Below are 16,458 nucleotides of genomic sequence, written 5' to 3'. Positions count from 1 at the left end.
GTCAGGCCGCCAGCGCATAGGGGGCCGGGGCGACCATCGCGCCGGCAGTCGAGAACAGGTAAACATGCGCCGGGTCCAGCCAGACCGTGATGGAAGCGCCCGGCTCCAGATCATGCACGCCATGCACAAGGCCGACCCAACGGTCGGGGCCATGGTGCAGGTGCAGGAAGGTTTCCGATCCGGTGATCTCGGTCACGGCCAGCGTGCAGGCAAAGGCGATGGACGCGCCCGACTGGCGGTGCAGATCCAGATGATTGGCGCGGAAACCGGCCAGATAGCTGCCATCGGCCAGCGCGGCCAGCGGGCCTTCGGCAGGGGCGTCGGCGTTGCCGATGGTCAGGCGGCTGCCCTGTTTCACCACGGGGGCGAAATTCATCGGCGGGTCGGAAAACACCCGGGCGGTGGTGGCATCATTTGGCTGGCGGTAGACGGCGGGGGTGGGGCCGAACTGCGTCACGCGGCCTTCCCACAATGTCGCCGTGTTGCCGCCCAGCAGCAGCGCCTCTTCGGGTTCGGTGGTGGCATAGACAAAGATCGCGCCGGACGCCTCGAATATCCGGGGGATCTCGGCCCGCAACTCCTCGCGCAGCTTGTAGTCGAGGTTGGCCAGCGGTTCATCCAGCAGCACCAGCCCCGCGCCCTTGACCAAGGCCCTTGCCAACGCGCAACGCTGCTGCTGGCCGCCCGACAATTCCAGCGGCTTGCGGGTCAGCATCGGTGTCAGCTTCATCATCTCGGCGGTGGCGCGCACCTCGCGGTCGATCTCGGCCTTGGATTTGCCCATCAGGCGCAGCGGGGATGCGATGTTGTCATAAACGCTCATCGCCGGATAGTTGATGAACTGCTGGTAGACCATCGCCACCTTGCGGTCCTGCACGCGCTGGCCGGTCACATCACTGCCGTTCCACAGAATCTGCCCTGTGGTCGGCGCATCCAGCCCCGCCATCAGCCGCATCAGGCTCGTCTTGCCCGACAGTGTCGGGCCCAGCAGCACATTCATCGTGCCGCCCAGCAGCGTCAGGTCGGTGGGGTGGATATGCACCCGCCCCTCAACCGCCCGCGAAACCCCCTTCAGCTCCAGTGCCATGTTATCCCCTCACTCCGCCGCCGGGTTTTCGGCCCGGGCAGCGGCCAGTTGCGCGGCCGCCATGAAGGCGGCCAGCGCAGCAATCTCATCCTTGGTCATCCGCAGCCCCAGTTTCGAGCGGCGCCAGACCACGTCATCGGCCTTGCGGGCATATTCGCGGGTCATCAGCCAGCGCACCTCGGCCTCGGTCAGCGTGCCGCCAAAGGACTGGCCCAGATCGGCAGCGGAACTCGCACCGTTCAGGATCAGCGCCGCCTCGGTGCCATAGGCCCGGATCAGCCGCCCCGCCCAATAGTCGGTCAGGAACGGGTGATCGGCCTTCAGCCGCGCGGTCAGCGCCGCCACCCCGTCATGCGGAAAATCCCCGCCGGGCATGGGAACGCGCGCAGTCCACTTGCCCTTGGCCTGCGGAAAGAACGGTGTCAGCTTTTCCAGTGCCGATTCCGCCAGACGGCGGTAGGTGGTGATCTTGCCGCCGAACACGTTCAGCAAGGGGGCCTGCCCCGCCGCGCCGTTCAGGCTCAGCACATAGTCGCGCGTCGCCGCGGTGGCCGATTTCGCGCCATCGTTATACAGGGGCCGCACGCCGGAATAGGTCCAGACCACATCATCGCGGGTCACGGGCTTCGCAAAGTAGTTCGATGCGAAATTGCACAGGTAATCCTGTTCGGCGGGCGTGCAGACCGGGCTGCCCGGTGCGCCCTGATGATCGTGGTCTGTGGTGCCCAGCAGGGTGAAATCCTGCTCATAGGGAATGGCGAAGATGATCCGGCCATCCTCGCCCTGAAAGAAATAGCAGCGGTCGTGGTCGAACAGCTTTTTCGTGACGATATGGCTGCCGCGCACCAGCCGCACGCCTTCGGTCGAATTGATGCGGATGGTGTTGCGGATCACATCTTCCACCCACGGCCCCCCGGCGTTCACCAGTGCGCGGGCGTGGTGGGTAACGCGGCCATCGGGGCCATCGGTCAGCACATGCCACAGGTCGCCCTCGCGGCTGGCCGACAGCACCTTGGTGCCGACCATGATCCGGGCACCCCGCGCCTCGGCGTCGCGCGCGTTCAGCACCACCAGACGCGAATCCTCCACCCAGCAGTCGGAATATTCATAGGCATGGCGGAATTTCGGGTTCAGCGGCTTGCCGGCCGGGTCGCGCGCCAGATCCAGCGTGCGGGTGCCGGGCAGGATTTTCCGCCCGCCCAGATTGTCATACATGAACAGCCCCAGCCGGATCAGCCAGGCCGGGCGACGGCCTTTCATCCAGGGCATGAAAAAGCCCAGCAATCTTGACGTGGGCGTGGCCGATTCAAACCGCATGTCGGGGTGGTAGGGCAGCACGAAGCGCATGGGCCAGCTGATGTGGGGCATGGCGACCAGCAGCGTCTCGCGTTCTTCCAAAGCCTCGCGCACCAGACGGAATTCGAAATACTCCAGATAGCGCAGCCCGCCATGGAACAGTTTGGTGGAGGAGCTGGAGGTCGCCTGCGCCAGATCGCCCATCTCGGCCAGAGCCACCGACAGACCCCGGCCCGCCGCGTCGCGCGCGATGCCGCAGCCGTTGATGCCGCCGCCGATGATGAAAAGATCCACCGGATTTGCGCCGGATGCAGTCAGGGCCACGATGGTCTCCCCCCTAGGAACCTCGCAGCAGGTGATCGTTTTCGCGGCAGTTTGTCAAAAGCTATTTTCGTTTTATCTGCGTTTTTCACACAAACGAACATTACCCACCAAAATCGCGCAATTGCTTCAGGGGCCAAACCTCAACAGGCCCATGACTTTTTCCGCAACCTGTGCCAAAGACGGAAAACTGAACATGAGGGGGGTGGCGTGGCACTCAGTTTCCGGCAAAGCGAAATACTGGATATCGCCCGTTCCGAAGGGCGCGTGGTGGTGGAATCACTGGCCGAGCGGTTCAACGTCACGTTGCAGACCATCCGCCGCGATCTGACCGAGCTGGCGGATGCTGGGCTGCTGGACCGCGTGCATGGCGGGGCGGTCATGCGCACCGGGGTCAGCAACATCGGCTATGAGGAACGCCGCCGGATGAACGATGTGGCCAAGGCCGCCATCGGGCGGCTGTGCGCGCAAAGCATCCCGAACAACAGTTCGATGATCCTGAACCTTGGCACCACCACCGAGGCTGTGGCCCGCGAGTTGCTGAACCACACCAACATCACCGTCGTGACGAACAACATCAATGTGGCCAACACTCTGGTCGGCAATGACAGTTGCGAGATCATGGTGGCGGGCGGTGCCTTGCGCCGGTCCGATGGCGGCCTGGTGGGCGACCTGACCAGTGATTTCATCGGCCAGTTCAAGGTGGATTACGCGATCATCGGCACATCGGCGCTGGATGGCGACGGCGACCTTCTGGATTTCGACCTGCCCGAGGTGCGGGTGTCGCGCGCCATCATCCGCCAGTCGCGCAAGGTGTTTCTGGTGGTGGATGCGTCGAAACTGGCCCGTTCGGCCCCGGTCAGGCTGGCGTCACTGGCCGAACTGGATGCCGTATTCACCGACAAGCCGCTGCCCGACGACCTGATGCGCCGTTGCGAGGAATGGGAAACCGAGGTGCATGTGGCCAGTGTCTGACGCCCCGGTCAGTTGATGCGCGCGCCCGTGCCCGCGTCGAACAGATGCAGGGCGCCCGCGTCAGCCTCCAGCGCCAGCATGTCGCCCAATGTGCTGTCGGCGCTGAGGGTGCAGACCAGTTTCTGCCCCTCCAGCCGCCCATGCACCAGACGGGTCGCGCCCAGTTCCTCGACATAATCCACCGACATATGCAGCGCATCGGCCCGCCCCGCAGTGCGGCGCAAATCTTCGGGGCGGATGCCCAGCGTCACCGCGCCACTGCCTGCGACATCCGCGGGCAGGCTGGCGGAACCGATGCGCAACCGGCCATTGTCCAGTGTGGCATTCAGCAGGTTCATGGCGGGCGAGCCGATGAAGGCCGCAACAAAGGCCGAGGCCGGGCGTCTGTAAACCTCCAGCGGCGCGCCGATCTGCTCGATTCGCCCGCCGTTCAGCACGACCAGCCGGTCAGCCAGCGTCATCGCCTCCATCTGGTCATGCGTCACATAGATGGATGTGGTGCCAAGCCGGCGTTGCAGAAGCCGGATTTCGCCGCGCATCGTGACGCGCAGTTTGGCATCAAGGTTCGACAGCGGCTCGTCGAACAGAAAGGCCGCCGGTTCGCGCACGATGGCGCGGCCCATGGCGACGCGCTGGCGCTGGCCACCCGACAGGGCACGCGGCTTGCGGTCAAGATAGGGGCGGATTTCCAGAATATCGGCAGCCTCGTCCACCCTGCGAGTAATCTCGGCCGCTGGCGTGCCGCGGTTCTTCAGCCCATAGGCAAGATTCTGGCGCACGGACATATGCGGGTAAAGCGCATAGTTCTGAAACACCATGGCGATGTCACGATCCGCCGGTTCCACCTGGTTCACCACGCGGTCGCCGATCCTTACCGTGCCTTCCGTGATCGTCTCCAGCCCCGCCACCATGCGCAGCAGGGTGGATTTGCCGCAACCTGATGGCCCCACCAGCACCAGAAACTCGCCGTCCTGAATGGCGATGTTGATGCCTTGCACCGCAGCCGCCCCGCCCGGATAGGTCTTGCCCACATTTTCCAGCGTGATTGTGGCCATGTTACTTCTCCGTCTCGGTCAGGCCTTTGACAAAAAGCCTCTGCATGAAGATGACCACCAGCACGGGCGGCAGCATGGCCAGCATCACGGCGGCCATCACGAAGTTCCACTGGGGCACGGCATCGGCCACTTCGGCCATGCGCTTGATCCCAGCGACAACGGTGTAGAAGCGGTCGTCGGTGGTGATCAGCAGCGGCCAGAGATACTGGTTCCAGCCGTAGATGAACAAGATCACGAACAGCGCGGCGATGTTGGTGCGGCTGAGCGGGATCAGGATGTCGCGGAAGAATTTCATCGGGCCCGCGCCGTCGATCCGCGCGGCCTCCAGCATTTCATCCGGGATGGTCAGGAACACCTGGCGGAACAGGAAGGTGGCGGTGGCGGATGCGATCAGCGGCACCGACAGGCCCGCGTAAGAGTTCAGCATTCCCAGATCGGCCACAACCTTGAACGTCGGCACGATCCGCACCTCGACCGGCAGCATCAGGGTCACGAAGATGGCCCAGAAAGCCAGATTGCGGAACGGAAAGCGAAAGTAGACGATGGCGAAGGCAGAGGTGATCGAGATCACGATCTTGCCCAGCGAAATGATCAGCGCCATGATCAGGCTGTTGAGCATCATGCCGCCCAACGGCGGTGCGCCCGAGGATGACATGCCGGTTCCCAGCATGGTCATGTAGTTGTTCGCCATCTCGGCACCCGGCAGCAGCGGGATCACCCCACTGCTGAACGCCTGAGCGGTATGGGTGGAGGCGATCAGGGCCAGGTATACCGGAAAGGCCACCACCACCACGCCGAGGATGAGCACGGCATGAGCGAGGAAGTTCAGGAACGGGCGATCTTCGACCATCAGTATTGCACCCGGCGTTCGATATAGCGGAACTGGATGATCGTGAGCACGATCACGATGCCCATCAGGATGACCGACTGGGCAGCCGAAGACCCCAGGTTCAGGCCAAGAAAGCCATCCTTGAACACCTTGTAGACCAGAATGTTGGTCGATTGCGCGGGGCCGCCCTGTGTGGTGGCGTCGATCACGCCGAACGTGTCGAACATCGTGTAGACCACGTTCACCACCAGCAGAAAGAAGGTGGTCGGCGTCAGCAGCGGGAACGTGATGGTAAAGAACCGCTTCACCGGCCCTGCGCCGTCAATCGCCGCCGCCTCGCGCAAACTTTGCGGGATGCTTTGCAAACCCGCGACAAAGAACAGGAAGTTGTAGCTGACCTGTTTCCAGCTGGCGGCAATGACCACCAGCACCATCGCATCGCCGGATTGCAGCGAATGGTTCCAGTCATAGCCCACGAAATCCAGCAGATATGGCAGGATGCCAATGGTCGGGTTGAAGATGAACCACCAGAGTATCCCGGCAATCGCCGGGGCCACGGCATAGGGCCAGACCAGCAGCGTGGTATACATGTTGGCGGTTTTCAGCATCCGGTCCACGGCCAGGGCGAACAGCAACGCCAGCCCCATCGACAGCGCGGCCACTGCCACCGAAAACACCAGCGTGACCCCCAGCGCATTCACATAGTCGCCGTCATTGAACAGCGCACGGTAATTCAAAAGCCCGACGAAAGACGTTTTCAGCCCGAACGCATCCTCGCGCAGAAAGCTCTGCCAGATCGCCTGCCCGGCGGGCCACAGAAAGAACACGGCCGTGATCAGCAGCTGCGGGGCCAGCAGAAGCCAGGGCAGCAACTGATTGCCAAAGATGGTGCGTTTCATCGGGATTCCGGCAGGAAAAAGGGAAAGCCCGCACTGAGGCGGGCTTTCCGGTGTTTTCGGACGATTACTTGTTTGCGGCTTCGAATTCGCGGATCAGCACGTTGCCGCGCGAAACCAACGCATCCAGCGCCGTCTTGGCATCCTTGCCGCCCGACAGCAGCGCCTGGAATTCCTCGTCGATGATGTCGCGGATCTGGACGTAGGAACCGAAGCGCAGACCCTTGGAGTTTTCGGTGGGCGCGTTCAGCGTCATCTGCTTGATCGACACATCGGCGCCCGGGTTGGCGGTGTAGTAGCCCTGTTCGGTCGACAGGTCATAGGCCGCCTGGGTGATCGGCAGATAGCCGGTGTCCTGGTGCCAGCCGGCCTGCACTTCGGCCGAAGCGAGGAAGCTGAAGAAATCCGCCACGCCTTTGTACTGGGCTTCGTCCTTGCCTTGCAGCACCCACAGCGTCGCGCCACCGATGATGGAGTTCTGCGGCGCGCCTTCCACGTCGTCGTAATAGGGCAGCATGCCGTAGCCCACTTCGAAATTGGTCGCGTTGGCGATCACGCCCGCGCGGCCAGCCGAAGAGTTCATGATCATGGCGCATTCCTGCGCATAGAATTTCGGCGGGGCGTCATTGCCGCCCACCGGGCCACCGTATTGGAAGACACCGGAGTCCTGCCATTTTTTCAGGTTTTCCCAATGCTTCTGCTGAACCGGGCCGTTCACGGTCAGCTCTGTCTCCAGACCGCCGAAGCCGTTCTCCAGCGTGCCGATCGGCTGGTTGTGCCAAGCCGAGAAGTTTTCGGTCTGGATCCAGGAAATCCAGCCGGTCGTGAAACCGCAGGGCGCTGCGCCCGATTCCATGATCTTGGCGCTGAACGCCTCGACATCGGCCCAGGTTGCGGGCGGGGTTTCGCGGTCAAGGCCGGCCTTCTCGAACACGTCCTTGTTGTAATACAGGATCGGGGTCGAGGAGTTGAAGGGCATCGACAGCAGGTTGCCGGCGGTGTCGGTGTAATAGCCCACGACGGACGGCAGGAACGCCGCCGGATCAAAGGCCTCGCCCATGTCGGCCATCAGTTCGTAAACCGGATAGATAGCGCCCTTGGCGGCCATCATGGTGCCGGTGCCCACTTCGAACACCTGCACGATGGCGGGCTGTTCGTTGGCGCGGAAAGCGGCGATCGCGGCGGTCATCGTCTCGGCATAGGTGCCCTTGAACGAGGCCACAACCTTGTAATCGGACTGGCTGGCGTTATAGGCGGCCACCATCTCATCCAGCTTCATGCCAAGCTCGCCACCCATGGCGTGCCACCACTGAACTTCGGTCTGGGCCGAAGCGGCGTTCAGCGACGCGGCCAGTGCAATGGCCGAAACTGCTGCGATACGGATCATGTCATCCCCTCGTTTGAATGCAAACATGGGCCGGGGGATAGACGAGGGTGATGACGGTTTTGCTGCGATGGCGTGTAAGTTTGGTGACAGGTGGCAGGCCCGGCCCTATTGCTGCGTGTTCACACTGGCAAAAGCAACCGCGCAGCGGGCTCCACTGATGCAGGCCGGCGCATCACCTGCCGGTCATGCTCGTCTGGCGGCCCGCGTTAACCCGCAGCGCCGAACAGCCGCGCGGCCTCTTCCGCCGTATAGCGGCCCAGCCGCACATCCTCGGCCACCAGCGCGCGGTCACGCGCCAAGGGGTTGCCATAGCCGCCGCCGCCCGGGGTGCGCACACGCACCCTGTCTCCCGGCTGCATCAGAATGTCCTGCGCTTTCGACAGATGTTCGGGCACCGTCACCACACCGCCGCGCGTCACTTCGACCCGGTTCACCGCGCCGTCGGCACCGCCAAGCGCACCCTGCGGCCCGGTGCGCCCGTGATCCATCACGAAACTGGCCCGCGCCGTGCCGCGCAGCAACTCGATCTCGTAATCAAGGCCAAACCCGCCACGCTGCGCACCGGCCCCGCCCGACCCTTCATGCAGGGCATAGCGGCGATAAAGCACCGGATAGATCTGCTCCATGATCTCCACCGGCGGGGCTTTTGAAATGCCGATGGTGGAACAGCCGTTGGTCAGCCCGTCATGCCCCGCATTGCCGCCATAGCCGCCGCCGGAAATTTGATACATCACATAGTCGCGCCCGCGTTCGGGGTCATGCCCGCCAAGGCCGAAATTCCCACTGGTGCCAGCGGGCGAGGCTGTGACCAAGGTCGGGATCGCCTGCACCAGTGCCGCGAAAACCGCCTCGGCGATCCGTTGGCTGACCTCGGCGGCGCAGCCTGACACCGGGCGCGGATAGAGCGCGTCAAGGAAGGTGCCCGCGATGCCTGTCACCTCCAAAGGCTCGAACGCGCCCGCACTGATGGGAACATCGGGGAAGATGTGGCGCATCGCCAGATAGACAGACGACAGCGTGGTCGCCCGCACCGAGTTCATCGGCCCCGCGCAGGGCAGCGATGACCCGGTGAAATCGAAGGTCAGACCATCGCCCGCCTTTGTCACTGCCAGCGCGATGGTCAGCGGTTCGTTCACCACCCCGTCGCTGTCGATGAACGCCCTCGCGCAGTAAATCCCGTCAGGGATCAGCGCGATGCACGCCCGCATCTGCCGTGCCGCCAGCCGGCGCATTTCGGCAATCGCCGCTGTCACCGTGGCATCGCCATAGCGGTCCATCAGCGCGCCCAGACGCGCGGCCCCCACCAGCAGCGCCGAAGCCTGCGCCTTCACATCGCCGATGCGCTGCTCCGACACGCGGATGTTGGAACAGATCACCTGCCACAGTTCCGGGTCCATCACGCCGCGCTTGAACAGTTTGACGGGGGGCAGGCGCAGGCCTTCCTGCTCCGCGCTGATGGCAGAGGCCGAAAAACCGCCCGGCACTGCGCCGCCGGTATCAGGCCAGTGCCCGGTGTTCGACAGCCAGCAATAGATACGGCCCTCGCGGTAAAAGGGCATGGCAAACCGCACATCCATCAGATGCGTGCCGCCCAGATACGGATCGTTGACGATATAGATGTCGCCCGGTTCGGGCGGCAGGGTTTCACCCGAGGCGATGCGTTCCACGATATGCCGGGTGGAAAACTGCATCGTGCCCACGAACACCGGCAGGCCGCGCGAGCCCTGGGCAATCAGGCTGCCATCATCCGCCGCATAGATGCCGTCCGACCGGTCATCCGCCTCGGCGATCACCGGGGAAAAGGCGGCGCGGGAAAAGGTCAGGTCCATCTCGTCGCAGACCTGTTGCAGGCCGGCCTGAATGACGGCAAGGGTGACGGGGTCAAGCATGGACACCTCCGATATGCACGATCAGGTTGCCGTCGGCATCGGATGTCACCAGATCGCCGGGTTCCACCAGTGTTGTGGCATCCATCTGCTCGATGATCGCGGGGCCGTGCAGGCACAGGTTCAGCGGCAGGTGGTCGCGCCAATAGACCGGCGTTTCCACCCAGCCACCGAACCACACCGGGCGGGCGCCCGTGCGGGCCGCCTCGGGGGTAGCACGCCGCCCGCCGGGGTCGATCAGCCGCGACAGATCCATTGCGGGACGCTCGCCGATCACCGACACGTTCAGGTTCACGAGGTTGGCGCGGATCGTCGGCAGATCGACGTGGAAACGCGCGTGATAAGCGGCCTCGAACAGTGCCTGCAATTCGGCGCGGCTGGGGGTGGCATGCGGCAAGGGCACGCGCAGCAGATGCGTCTGGCCGACGAACTGCATGTCGGCGGTGTATTCGGCGCGCACGGCGGTCAACGTGATGTGTTCGGCCCCGATCAGCGCGCGGCCCTCGGCCTCTTGTGCCGCCAGAATGGCATGGACGGCCTCCATGTCCGCCGCATCCAGAGGCCGGTTCAGCGTGCGCACAAAATCATGCCGCAGGTCGGCCACCACGCAACCCAGCGCATTGGTGATGCCGGGGCGCGCGGGCACCAGCACCCGGGGAATCGCCAGTTCCCGCGCCAGCGCCACGGCATGCAAGGGCCCCGCGCCGCCAAAGGCGAACAGGGCGAAATCACGCGGGTCAGCACCCATCGAGATCGACACCATCCGTATCGCCCCCGCCATATGGGTATTGGCGATGCGGATCACCGCCTCGGCCGCCTGTTCCACACCAAGGCCCAAAGGCGCGCCAATCTGTTCTGCCATGGCCAGACGCGCCGCCTCGGCCGCTTGGCCAAACCGCGCGGCGGGCAGACGGCCCAGGATCAGGTTCGCATCGGAAATCGTCACCCGCTGCCCGCCACGCCCATAGCAGACGGGGCCGGGGTTTGACCCCGCGCTTTCCGGCCCCACGCGCAACAGCCCCCCGGCATCGACGCGGGCGATAGAGCCGCCCCCCGCCCCCACCGTGCGCACATCGACCATCGGCACATGAATGGGCATCGCATATTCGATCTCGATCTCGTTCGACACCGGCGCGCGCGCATCGCGGATCAGCGCCACATCGGTGGAGGTGCCGCCCATGTCATAGGTCACGAGGTTGGGCATTCCCGCCCTGCGCCCTGTCACCACGGCCGCCATCACGCCGGATGCCGGGCCGGACATCACGGTTTTCACCGCCTCACGCGATACGCGGCCCGCCGAAACCATGCCGCCATTGCCGTTCACCACCAGAAGATCGCGCCGGTATCCCCGTGCCGCCAACTCGCTGGCCAATCGCGCGACATAGCGTTCCAGCATCGGCTGAACGCTGGCATTCACCGCCGCCGTCACCCCCCTCTCAAACTCGCGGCTTTCCGACAAGAGGGCGTGGCCCAGGGTGACATAGGGCGTGGGCCAGACCTCGGCGGCAATCGCCGCGGCGCGCAGTTCATGCGCAGGGTTGGCATAGGCGTGCAGGAAGTGGATCACCAGTGATTCACATCCCTTGGCGGCAAAGTCCGCCATCGCGGCGCGCAATGCATCCTCATCCAGCGGGTTCAATACGCGGCCCTGCGCATCCATCCGCTCCGGCACTTCCAGCCGCAGGTCGCGCGGGATCACCGGGGTGAACTGGCCGGTCATGCCATAGGGGTTCGGGCGGGTGCGGCGGCCCAGTTCCAACACGTCGCGGAATCCTTGGGTGGTGATCATCCCGGCGCGGCACAGCGCGCGTTCCAGCACGGCATTGGTGGTGGTGGTCGTGCCATGCACGATCAGGTCAACCTCGGGCAGGGTTGCGCCAGCCGCCTCCAATGCCGCCAGCACACCAAAGGCCTGATTGTCCAGCGTGGTGGGCACTTTCGCCAGCTTTACCGCGCCAGTGGCTGCATCGAACAGCACAAGGTCGGTGAATGTGCCGCCGACATCGACACCCGCCACAAGGCCCGATGGTTGCGGCAAGGGTTCACGAACGCTCATTCACACACCTACATATTGGCGGAACTGCGGGGCATCTGCGGTCAGTTCCTCTGCGGGCAGGGTTTCGGCCACCGTCCCGCCGACGACAAAGGCCACCCGGTCAGCCACCGACAAAACGGCATCCACCCGCTGTTCCACAAGGATCGTCGCCACCCCGGTGGCTTTCAGCGCCGTCACCGTCTCGCGGATCAGCGCAATCATGGAGGGTTGCAAGCCCTCGGTCGGTTCGTCCAGCAGCAGCACTTTCGGCTCCAGACACAGGGCGCGGGCGATGGCCAGCATCTGCTGTTCACCACCGGAAAGGGTGGAGGATACCTGCCCCAGACGCTCGCGCAGGCGGGGGAACAACGCCAGCACATGCTCGCGCGTCGCGGCCCCCTTGCCACGGGTCATCAGCCCCACTTCGATATTCTCGGCCACCGTCATCGGGCCGAACAGCCGCCGGCCCTGCGGAACGTAACCGATACCGGCGCGCGGCACCTCATGCGCGGGCAGGTCATGCACCGCCTGCCCGTCCAGCGTGATGCTGCCCGCCGTGGCCCGCACCTGCCCCATGATCGCGCGCAACAGCGTGGTCTTGCCCGCCCCGTTGCGGCCCATCACACAGGTCACTTCGCCCGCCCGCGCCTCAAGGCTCAGGCCCCGCAGCACCTGCACATGGCCATAGCCGCCATCCACCCCGGAAAGAACCAGCATTCAGCCCCCCAGATAGGCGGCCTGCACCGCCCCGTTTGCCCGGATGTCGGCAGGCGTGCCCTGTGCCAGCAACCTGCCAAAGTTCAGCACCGTGATGCGCTGCGCCAGATCCATCACCACATCCATGTTATGTTCGATCAGCAGCACGGTGGTGTCGGGCACGACAGACCGGACCAGCGCCTTGAACCCCTCGATTTCGCTGTTCGCCAGCCCCTGCGTGGGCTCATCCAGGATCAACAGCCTGGGCTTCAGCGCCAGCCCCATGGCAATCTCCAGCAACCGCTGGTGGCCATAGGCCAGCGTGCCCGCCTCCTGATCCGCCCTGTCGTCCAAACCCACCCGTGCGAGGGCCGCCATCGTGTCGCGCCGCAAAGCCCGGCTGCCCTGCCGCTGCACGGCCAGCGCAACATTGTCATAAACCGGCAGGCGGGCGTAGATCGCGGTGATCTGAAACGTATAGGCGATGCCCCGCGCCACCCGCGCATGGGCGGGCAACCGGGTGATGTCCTGCCCGTTGAAGGTGATGCTGCCCGACTGCACCGGAATGCGCCCCGACAGCAGGCTGACAAAGGTGGTCTTGCCCGCACCATTCGGGCCGATGATGGCATGAATCTCGCCCTGCGCCAGATCGAAATCCACGCCGTCAACCGCCTTCAGCCCGCCGAAATGCCGCGTCAGCCCGCGCGCGGAAAGGATCATGGCAGCCATTTCAGCCCCCTTTCGCGCAGGGTTCCCAGCAGCCCCTTGGGCGCGAACAGCACCAAGGCCAGCAGCGCCACACCCACCACCATCTGATGCGCGGTCGTCACCGAACTGGACAGGTCGATCAGGTAGAACATCAGCAGCGCCCCGATGAACGGCCCCAGCACTGTGCCCGCCCCGCCCAGCAGCACCCACAGCATCGGCAGGATGGAATACTGGATGGCGGCGAAACTCGCGCCCACATAGCCGAACATCAGCGCATAGCCCGCCCCCGCCACCCCGGCATAGAGGCCGGATATCACCAGCGCCGTGAGTTTCACGGTAAAGGGGTTGTAGCCCAGCATGCGGCTGCGTTCCTCATTCTCGCGCATCGCCACCATGACACGGCCTAGGGGCGAGCGGACCAGCGCAAGATTGGCCAACAGCGCCACAGCAAACAGCGCCAGCCCCAGCGTATAGCGCGGGGTTTCGGTGGCCAGATCAAAGCCCGCCAGATTGCGCGCGGCGGCGGGCAAGACAAATCCCTCATCCCCGCCCGTCACCGGGCCGAAGTAGAGGATCGTCAGATACCCCGCCTGTGCGAACATCAGCGTCACGATCATGAAACTGACGCCTGCGGTGCGCAGCGCCAGCATCCCCACGGCCAGCGCCACCAGCCCGCCCGCCAGCAGCCCGGCAGGCAAGGTGGCCAGACCCGTCCACCCGCCATTGGCCATCAGCCCCGCCGCATAAAGCCCGGCGCCAAAGAACAGCGCATGGCCAAGGCTCAGAAGCCCGGTATAGCCAAAGGCGATGTTGTAACCCATGGCAAACACCGCCAGCACCATGACGCGGGCGATGTTAGTGTGGTGATAGGGCGGCAGCACGAATTGCAGCGCGAACAGCAGGGCGATCACCGCCAGATGCAGGGCCAGCGATTTCATTGTTTTGCCCCGAACAGGCCCTGCGGGCGGAACACCAGCACCAGGGCTACAAACAACGTGGCCAGTATCTTGGCCAATGTGGGCGTGTAGAACACCGAGATCACGCCATCCGACAGCCCGATCAGCAGCGCAGCCACCAGCGTGCCGCGCACTGATCCCAGCCCCCCGATGATCACCACGATGAAGCTCAGCAGCAGCGGGTCATGCCCCATCAGGTAATGCGCCTGCTGGATCGGCACGATCAGCACGGCCGCAATCGCCGCCAGCCCGGCCCCCAGCGCGAACACCCCGGCATAGACCCGGTCCACGTTGATGCCAAAGGCGCGGGCGGTGTCGCGGTCGATCTGGGTGGCGCGCATCACCAGCCCGGCCCGGCTGCGCGTCATGAACAGCCAGACCGCCAGCAGGATCACGCAGGCCGCCGCCACCACGAACAGCTTGTAACCGGAATAACCGAACCACGGCAGCTGGATGCGCCATTCAAACGGTGCCGGCACCGGGCGGGCATCGGGGCCATAAAGCGAAAGCGCCGCCTGTTGCAGGATATACAGCAGCCCGATGGTGGCCACGATCGTGGCCTCGGGGTCATAGTTCAGCCGTTTCAGCACCAGCCTGTCGGCCAGCGCCGCCACCCCACCCACCAGCAGCGGGCACAGCACCAGAGCCGCCACAAACCCCACCACCGGCGGGCCGGGGGTAAATGCGGTGACGAACCAGGCCGCCACCGCGCCCAGCATGAAAAACTCGCCATGCGCCACATTGACCACGCGCATGACGCCGAACACCAGGCTCAGGCCCACGGCGGTCAATGCCAGCACGGCAGCCATGACCAGCCCCTCCATGAGGGCCAGCAAAAGGAAAGGTCCGAAGGCCAAAGGGGTTTACTTTCGGGGCTGAGGGGATCGGGGGGCGTGGCGGCAAATCAGGCCGCAGCCCCCCTGCCCTTGCGGCGTTTCAGGGTCAGAACGACATGGTGGTGTAATCCACCGCATCTTCATACATGCTGTCTTCCAGCGTGGTCTTGTGCACCCGCAACAGCTTGCCGCCTTCGACCTTCGAGATATTCTGGTGGCCGAACACCTGATGGGTCTTGCCGTTGAACATCTTGTCGCCCTGCGGATGGGCCATGCTGGCGGGCATCGCCGTCATCGCCTCGATGGCCTCCACCAGTTTCTGCCGGTCGGCCGGGCCCTGATAGCCCGCAGCCTCCATCCCCGCCTTCAGGATGAACAGGGTTTCCCAGGTGGAAAACATATGGGCATAGGTTGCCACATCCTTGGCATCGCTGACCGATGCGCCATCGGCATCCACCCCCACCGCCGCGCGATAGGCAATCTCGAACTCCGACGCGTCGGCCTGCTGGGTGCGGCAATGCCCCTCCCAGAAATGCGTGCCTTCCAGAAATTCCAGACCGGGCGAGGCGATGTTCACCGCCTCCAGACTGTCGATGAAGCCGAAGATTTCCGGGCGCGGGCCGGTGCCGTAAAACTCGCCCAGTTCCTTCACGAAGGTCAGCACGGCGGGGCCGACCATGACGTGATACAGCACCTCGGTTTCTGCCGGTATCTGCGGCAGGTAACGGGTAAAGCTGGTTTCGGTCGGCGGAATGGCCAGTTGCGCCACCACCTGCCCGCCCTGCGCCTCGACCGCCGCGGTAAAGAAATCGCGGTGGTCATAGCCAAAGGCATAGTCGGGGAACACCATCGTCACCTTCTTGCCCAGGTTGTTCATCACCCAGGGCGCCATCGACGACACCTGCGCGCGCACATCGGTGATGCCGGGTTGCAGCGTCCAGCGGTTCAGCATGCCAGAGGCCACATGATAGCCCTCGGAACAGACCAGATAGGGCACCTTCAGCTCGCCCGCGCGGGGGGCGGAGCCGATCACCACATGGCTGAACAGCGGGCCGAAAATGGCATCCACCCCGGCCTGGCTGGCCAGCTTTTCCACCACTTCGGCCCCGCGTCTCGGGTCGGTGCCGTCATCCTCGAAGATGATTTCCACCGGGCGGCCGTTGATGCCGCCACCTTCGTTCAGCAGCTTCAGCGCCGCCTGCGCCGTGCGTTCATACCAGCGGCCATAAGAGGCGCCGATGCCGGTGCGGTGCAACTGGAACCCCAGCTTTATCGGGGCCGAGGATTGCGCCTGCGCGAAACGGGGCAAGGCCCCGCTGGCCAGAAGACCGCCCGCCGCCATGCCCGTCAGAACCGAGCGCCGGTTGGGGGAAGTGCCGATCAGTTTCGTTGTCATGGGGTCGTCTCCGCTGTTGGAAGGTGGCTCGTGATTGTCGTTATGTCCGGGCCTTGTGGAAATACTGTGTGTATGCAAACGAAAAGTCTACAACTTTCT

The 16,458-nt window shown here is 64.4% G+C and carries 14 protein-coding genes; 1 reads left to right on the top strand and 13 read right to left on the bottom strand.

Going from position 1 to position 16,458, the window contains the following annotated elements:
* Position 1: 1 nt before the first annotated feature.
* Complete coding sequence (locus tag GEU84_RS15005; RefSeq protein WP_152827674.1) at positions 2–1,087, bottom strand: ABC transporter ATP-binding protein; 1,086 nt, start codon at positions 1,085–1,087, stop codon at positions 2–4.
* Between the two features lie 9 nt (positions 1,088–1,096).
* Positions 1,097–2,707, bottom strand: a complete 1,611-nt coding sequence (gene glpD, locus GEU84_RS15000; RefSeq protein WP_174539907.1) for a glycerol-3-phosphate dehydrogenase — start codon at positions 2,705–2,707, stop codon at positions 1,097–1,099.
* Between the two features lie 207 nt (positions 2,708–2,914).
* Here glpD and GEU84_RS14995 point away from each other — a divergent pair, with 207 nt between their 5' ends.
* The gene (locus tag GEU84_RS14995; RefSeq protein ID WP_174539906.1) at positions 2,915–3,679 is read left to right on the top strand and encodes a DeoR family transcriptional regulator; all 765 of its coding nucleotides are present in this window, start codon (positions 2,915–2,917) and stop codon (positions 3,677–3,679) included.
* Positions 3,680–3,687: 8 nt separating this feature from the next.
* Here the strand turns inward: GEU84_RS14995 and GEU84_RS14990 are convergent, their stop codons facing one another.
* The 11 genes from GEU84_RS14990 to GEU84_RS14940 form a co-directional block, all read right to left on the bottom strand.
* Positions 3,688–4,734 (bottom strand): sn-glycerol-3-phosphate import ATP-binding protein UgpC, encoded by a 1,047-nt coding sequence (locus GEU84_RS14990; RefSeq protein ID WP_152827676.1) that lies wholly within the window; start codon positions 4,732–4,734, stop codon positions 3,688–3,690.
* Position 4,735: 1 nt separating this feature from the next.
* Positions 4,736–5,584, bottom strand: coding sequence for a sn-glycerol-3-phosphate ABC transporter permease UgpE (gene ugpE / locus GEU84_RS14985; protein WP_152827678.1), 849 nt, complete (start codon positions 5,582–5,584; stop codon positions 4,736–4,738).
* Positions 5,584–6,462 carry a sn-glycerol-3-phosphate ABC transporter permease UgpA gene (ugpA, locus tag GEU84_RS14980; protein ID WP_152827680.1) on the bottom strand — a complete coding sequence of 293 codons (879 nt, stop codon included), beginning with the start codon at positions 6,460–6,462 and terminating at the stop codon, positions 5,584–5,586. Before ugpA ends, ugpE begins: the two co-directional genes overlap by 1 nt.
* Positions 6,463–6,526: 64 nt before the next feature.
* Positions 6,527–7,846 carry a sn-glycerol-3-phosphate ABC transporter substrate-binding protein UgpB gene (ugpB, locus tag GEU84_RS14975; protein WP_152827682.1) on the bottom strand — a complete coding sequence of 440 codons (1,320 nt, stop codon included), beginning with the start codon at positions 7,844–7,846 and terminating at the stop codon, positions 6,527–6,529.
* A gap of 206 nt (positions 7,847–8,052) precedes the next feature.
* Positions 8,053–9,735, bottom strand: a complete 1,683-nt coding sequence (locus tag GEU84_RS14970; RefSeq protein ID WP_152827684.1) for a hydantoinase B/oxoprolinase family protein — start codon at positions 9,733–9,735, stop codon at positions 8,053–8,055.
* Positions 9,728–11,788, bottom strand: a complete 2,061-nt coding sequence (locus GEU84_RS14965; RefSeq protein ID WP_152827686.1) for a hydantoinase/oxoprolinase family protein — start codon at positions 11,786–11,788, stop codon at positions 9,728–9,730. Before GEU84_RS14965 ends, GEU84_RS14970 begins: the two co-directional genes overlap by 8 nt.
* Positions 11,789–12,484 (bottom strand): ABC transporter ATP-binding protein, encoded by a 696-nt coding sequence (locus tag GEU84_RS14960; RefSeq protein WP_152827688.1) that lies wholly within the window; start codon positions 12,482–12,484, stop codon positions 11,789–11,791.
* On the bottom strand, positions 12,485–13,183 hold the full coding sequence (locus GEU84_RS14955) for an ABC transporter ATP-binding protein (RefSeq protein WP_217438585.1): 699 nt from the start codon (positions 13,181–13,183) through the stop codon (positions 12,485–12,487).
* Positions 13,180–14,109 carry a branched-chain amino acid ABC transporter permease gene (locus tag GEU84_RS14950; protein WP_152827692.1) on the bottom strand — a complete coding sequence of 310 codons (930 nt, stop codon included), beginning with the start codon at positions 14,107–14,109 and terminating at the stop codon, positions 13,180–13,182. Before GEU84_RS14950 ends, GEU84_RS14955 begins: the two co-directional genes overlap by 4 nt.
* Positions 14,106–14,984, bottom strand: coding sequence for a branched-chain amino acid ABC transporter permease (locus GEU84_RS14945; RefSeq protein ID WP_152827694.1), 879 nt, complete (start codon positions 14,982–14,984; stop codon positions 14,106–14,108). Before GEU84_RS14945 ends, GEU84_RS14950 begins: the two co-directional genes overlap by 4 nt.
* A gap of 85 nt (positions 14,985–15,069) precedes the next feature.
* Positions 15,070–16,359: an ABC transporter substrate-binding protein gene (locus GEU84_RS14940; RefSeq protein WP_152827696.1), complete on the bottom strand. Its 1,290-nt coding sequence runs from the start codon at positions 16,357–16,359 to the stop codon at positions 15,070–15,072.
* Between the last annotated feature and the right edge of the window lie 99 nt (positions 16,360–16,458).

Origin of the sequence: Fertoeibacter niger (genome assembly GCF_009380135.2) — a bacterium.
In the GTDB taxonomy this organism is placed as follows: domain Bacteria; phylum Pseudomonadota; class Alphaproteobacteria; order Rhodobacterales; family Rhodobacteraceae; genus Fertoeibacter; species Fertoeibacter niger.
Note: the sequence above shows the minus strand (reverse complement) of the source record. Positions and strands in the feature narration are given on the sequence as shown.

Excerpts from the sequence above, each read along its gene's own strand:
- GEU84_RS15005 (WP_152827674.1), bottom strand. The coding sequence starts at position 1,087 with ATGGCACTGGAGCTGAAGGGGGTTTCGCGGGCGGTTGAGGGGCGGGTG.
- GEU84_RS14990 (WP_152827676.1), bottom strand. The coding sequence starts at position 4,734 with ATGGCCACAATCACGCTGGAAAATGTGGGCAAGACCTATCCGGGCGGG.
- ugpE (WP_152827678.1), bottom strand. The coding sequence starts at position 5,584 with ATGGTCGAAGATCGCCCGTTCCTGAACTTCCTCGCTCATGCCGTGCTC.
- ugpA (WP_152827680.1), bottom strand. The coding sequence starts at position 6,462 with ATGAAACGCACCATCTTTGGCAATCAGTTGCTGCCCTGGCTTCTGCTG.
- ugpB (WP_152827682.1), bottom strand. The coding sequence starts at position 7,846 with ATGATCCGTATCGCAGCAGTTTCGGCCATTGCACTGGCCGCGTCGCTG.
- GEU84_RS14970 (WP_152827684.1), bottom strand. The coding sequence starts at position 9,735 with ATGCTTGACCCCGTCACCCTTGCCGTCATTCAGGCCGGCCTGCAACAG.
- GEU84_RS14965 (WP_152827686.1), bottom strand. The coding sequence starts at position 11,788 with ATGAGCGTTCGTGAACCCTTGCCGCAACCATCGGGCCTTGTGGCGGGT.
- GEU84_RS14960 (WP_152827688.1), bottom strand. The coding sequence starts at position 12,484 with ATGCTGGTTCTTTCCGGGGTGGATGGCGGCTATGGCCATGTGCAGGTG.
- GEU84_RS14955 (WP_217438585.1), bottom strand. The coding sequence starts at position 13,183 with ATGATCCTTTCCGCGCGCGGGCTGACGCGGCATTTCGGCGGGCTGAAG.
- GEU84_RS14950 (WP_152827692.1), bottom strand. The coding sequence starts at position 14,109 with ATGAAATCGCTGGCCCTGCATCTGGCGGTGATCGCCCTGCTGTTCGCG.
- GEU84_RS14940 (WP_152827696.1), bottom strand. The coding sequence starts at position 16,359 with ATGACAACGAAACTGATCGGCACTTCCCCCAACCGGCGCTCGGTTCTG.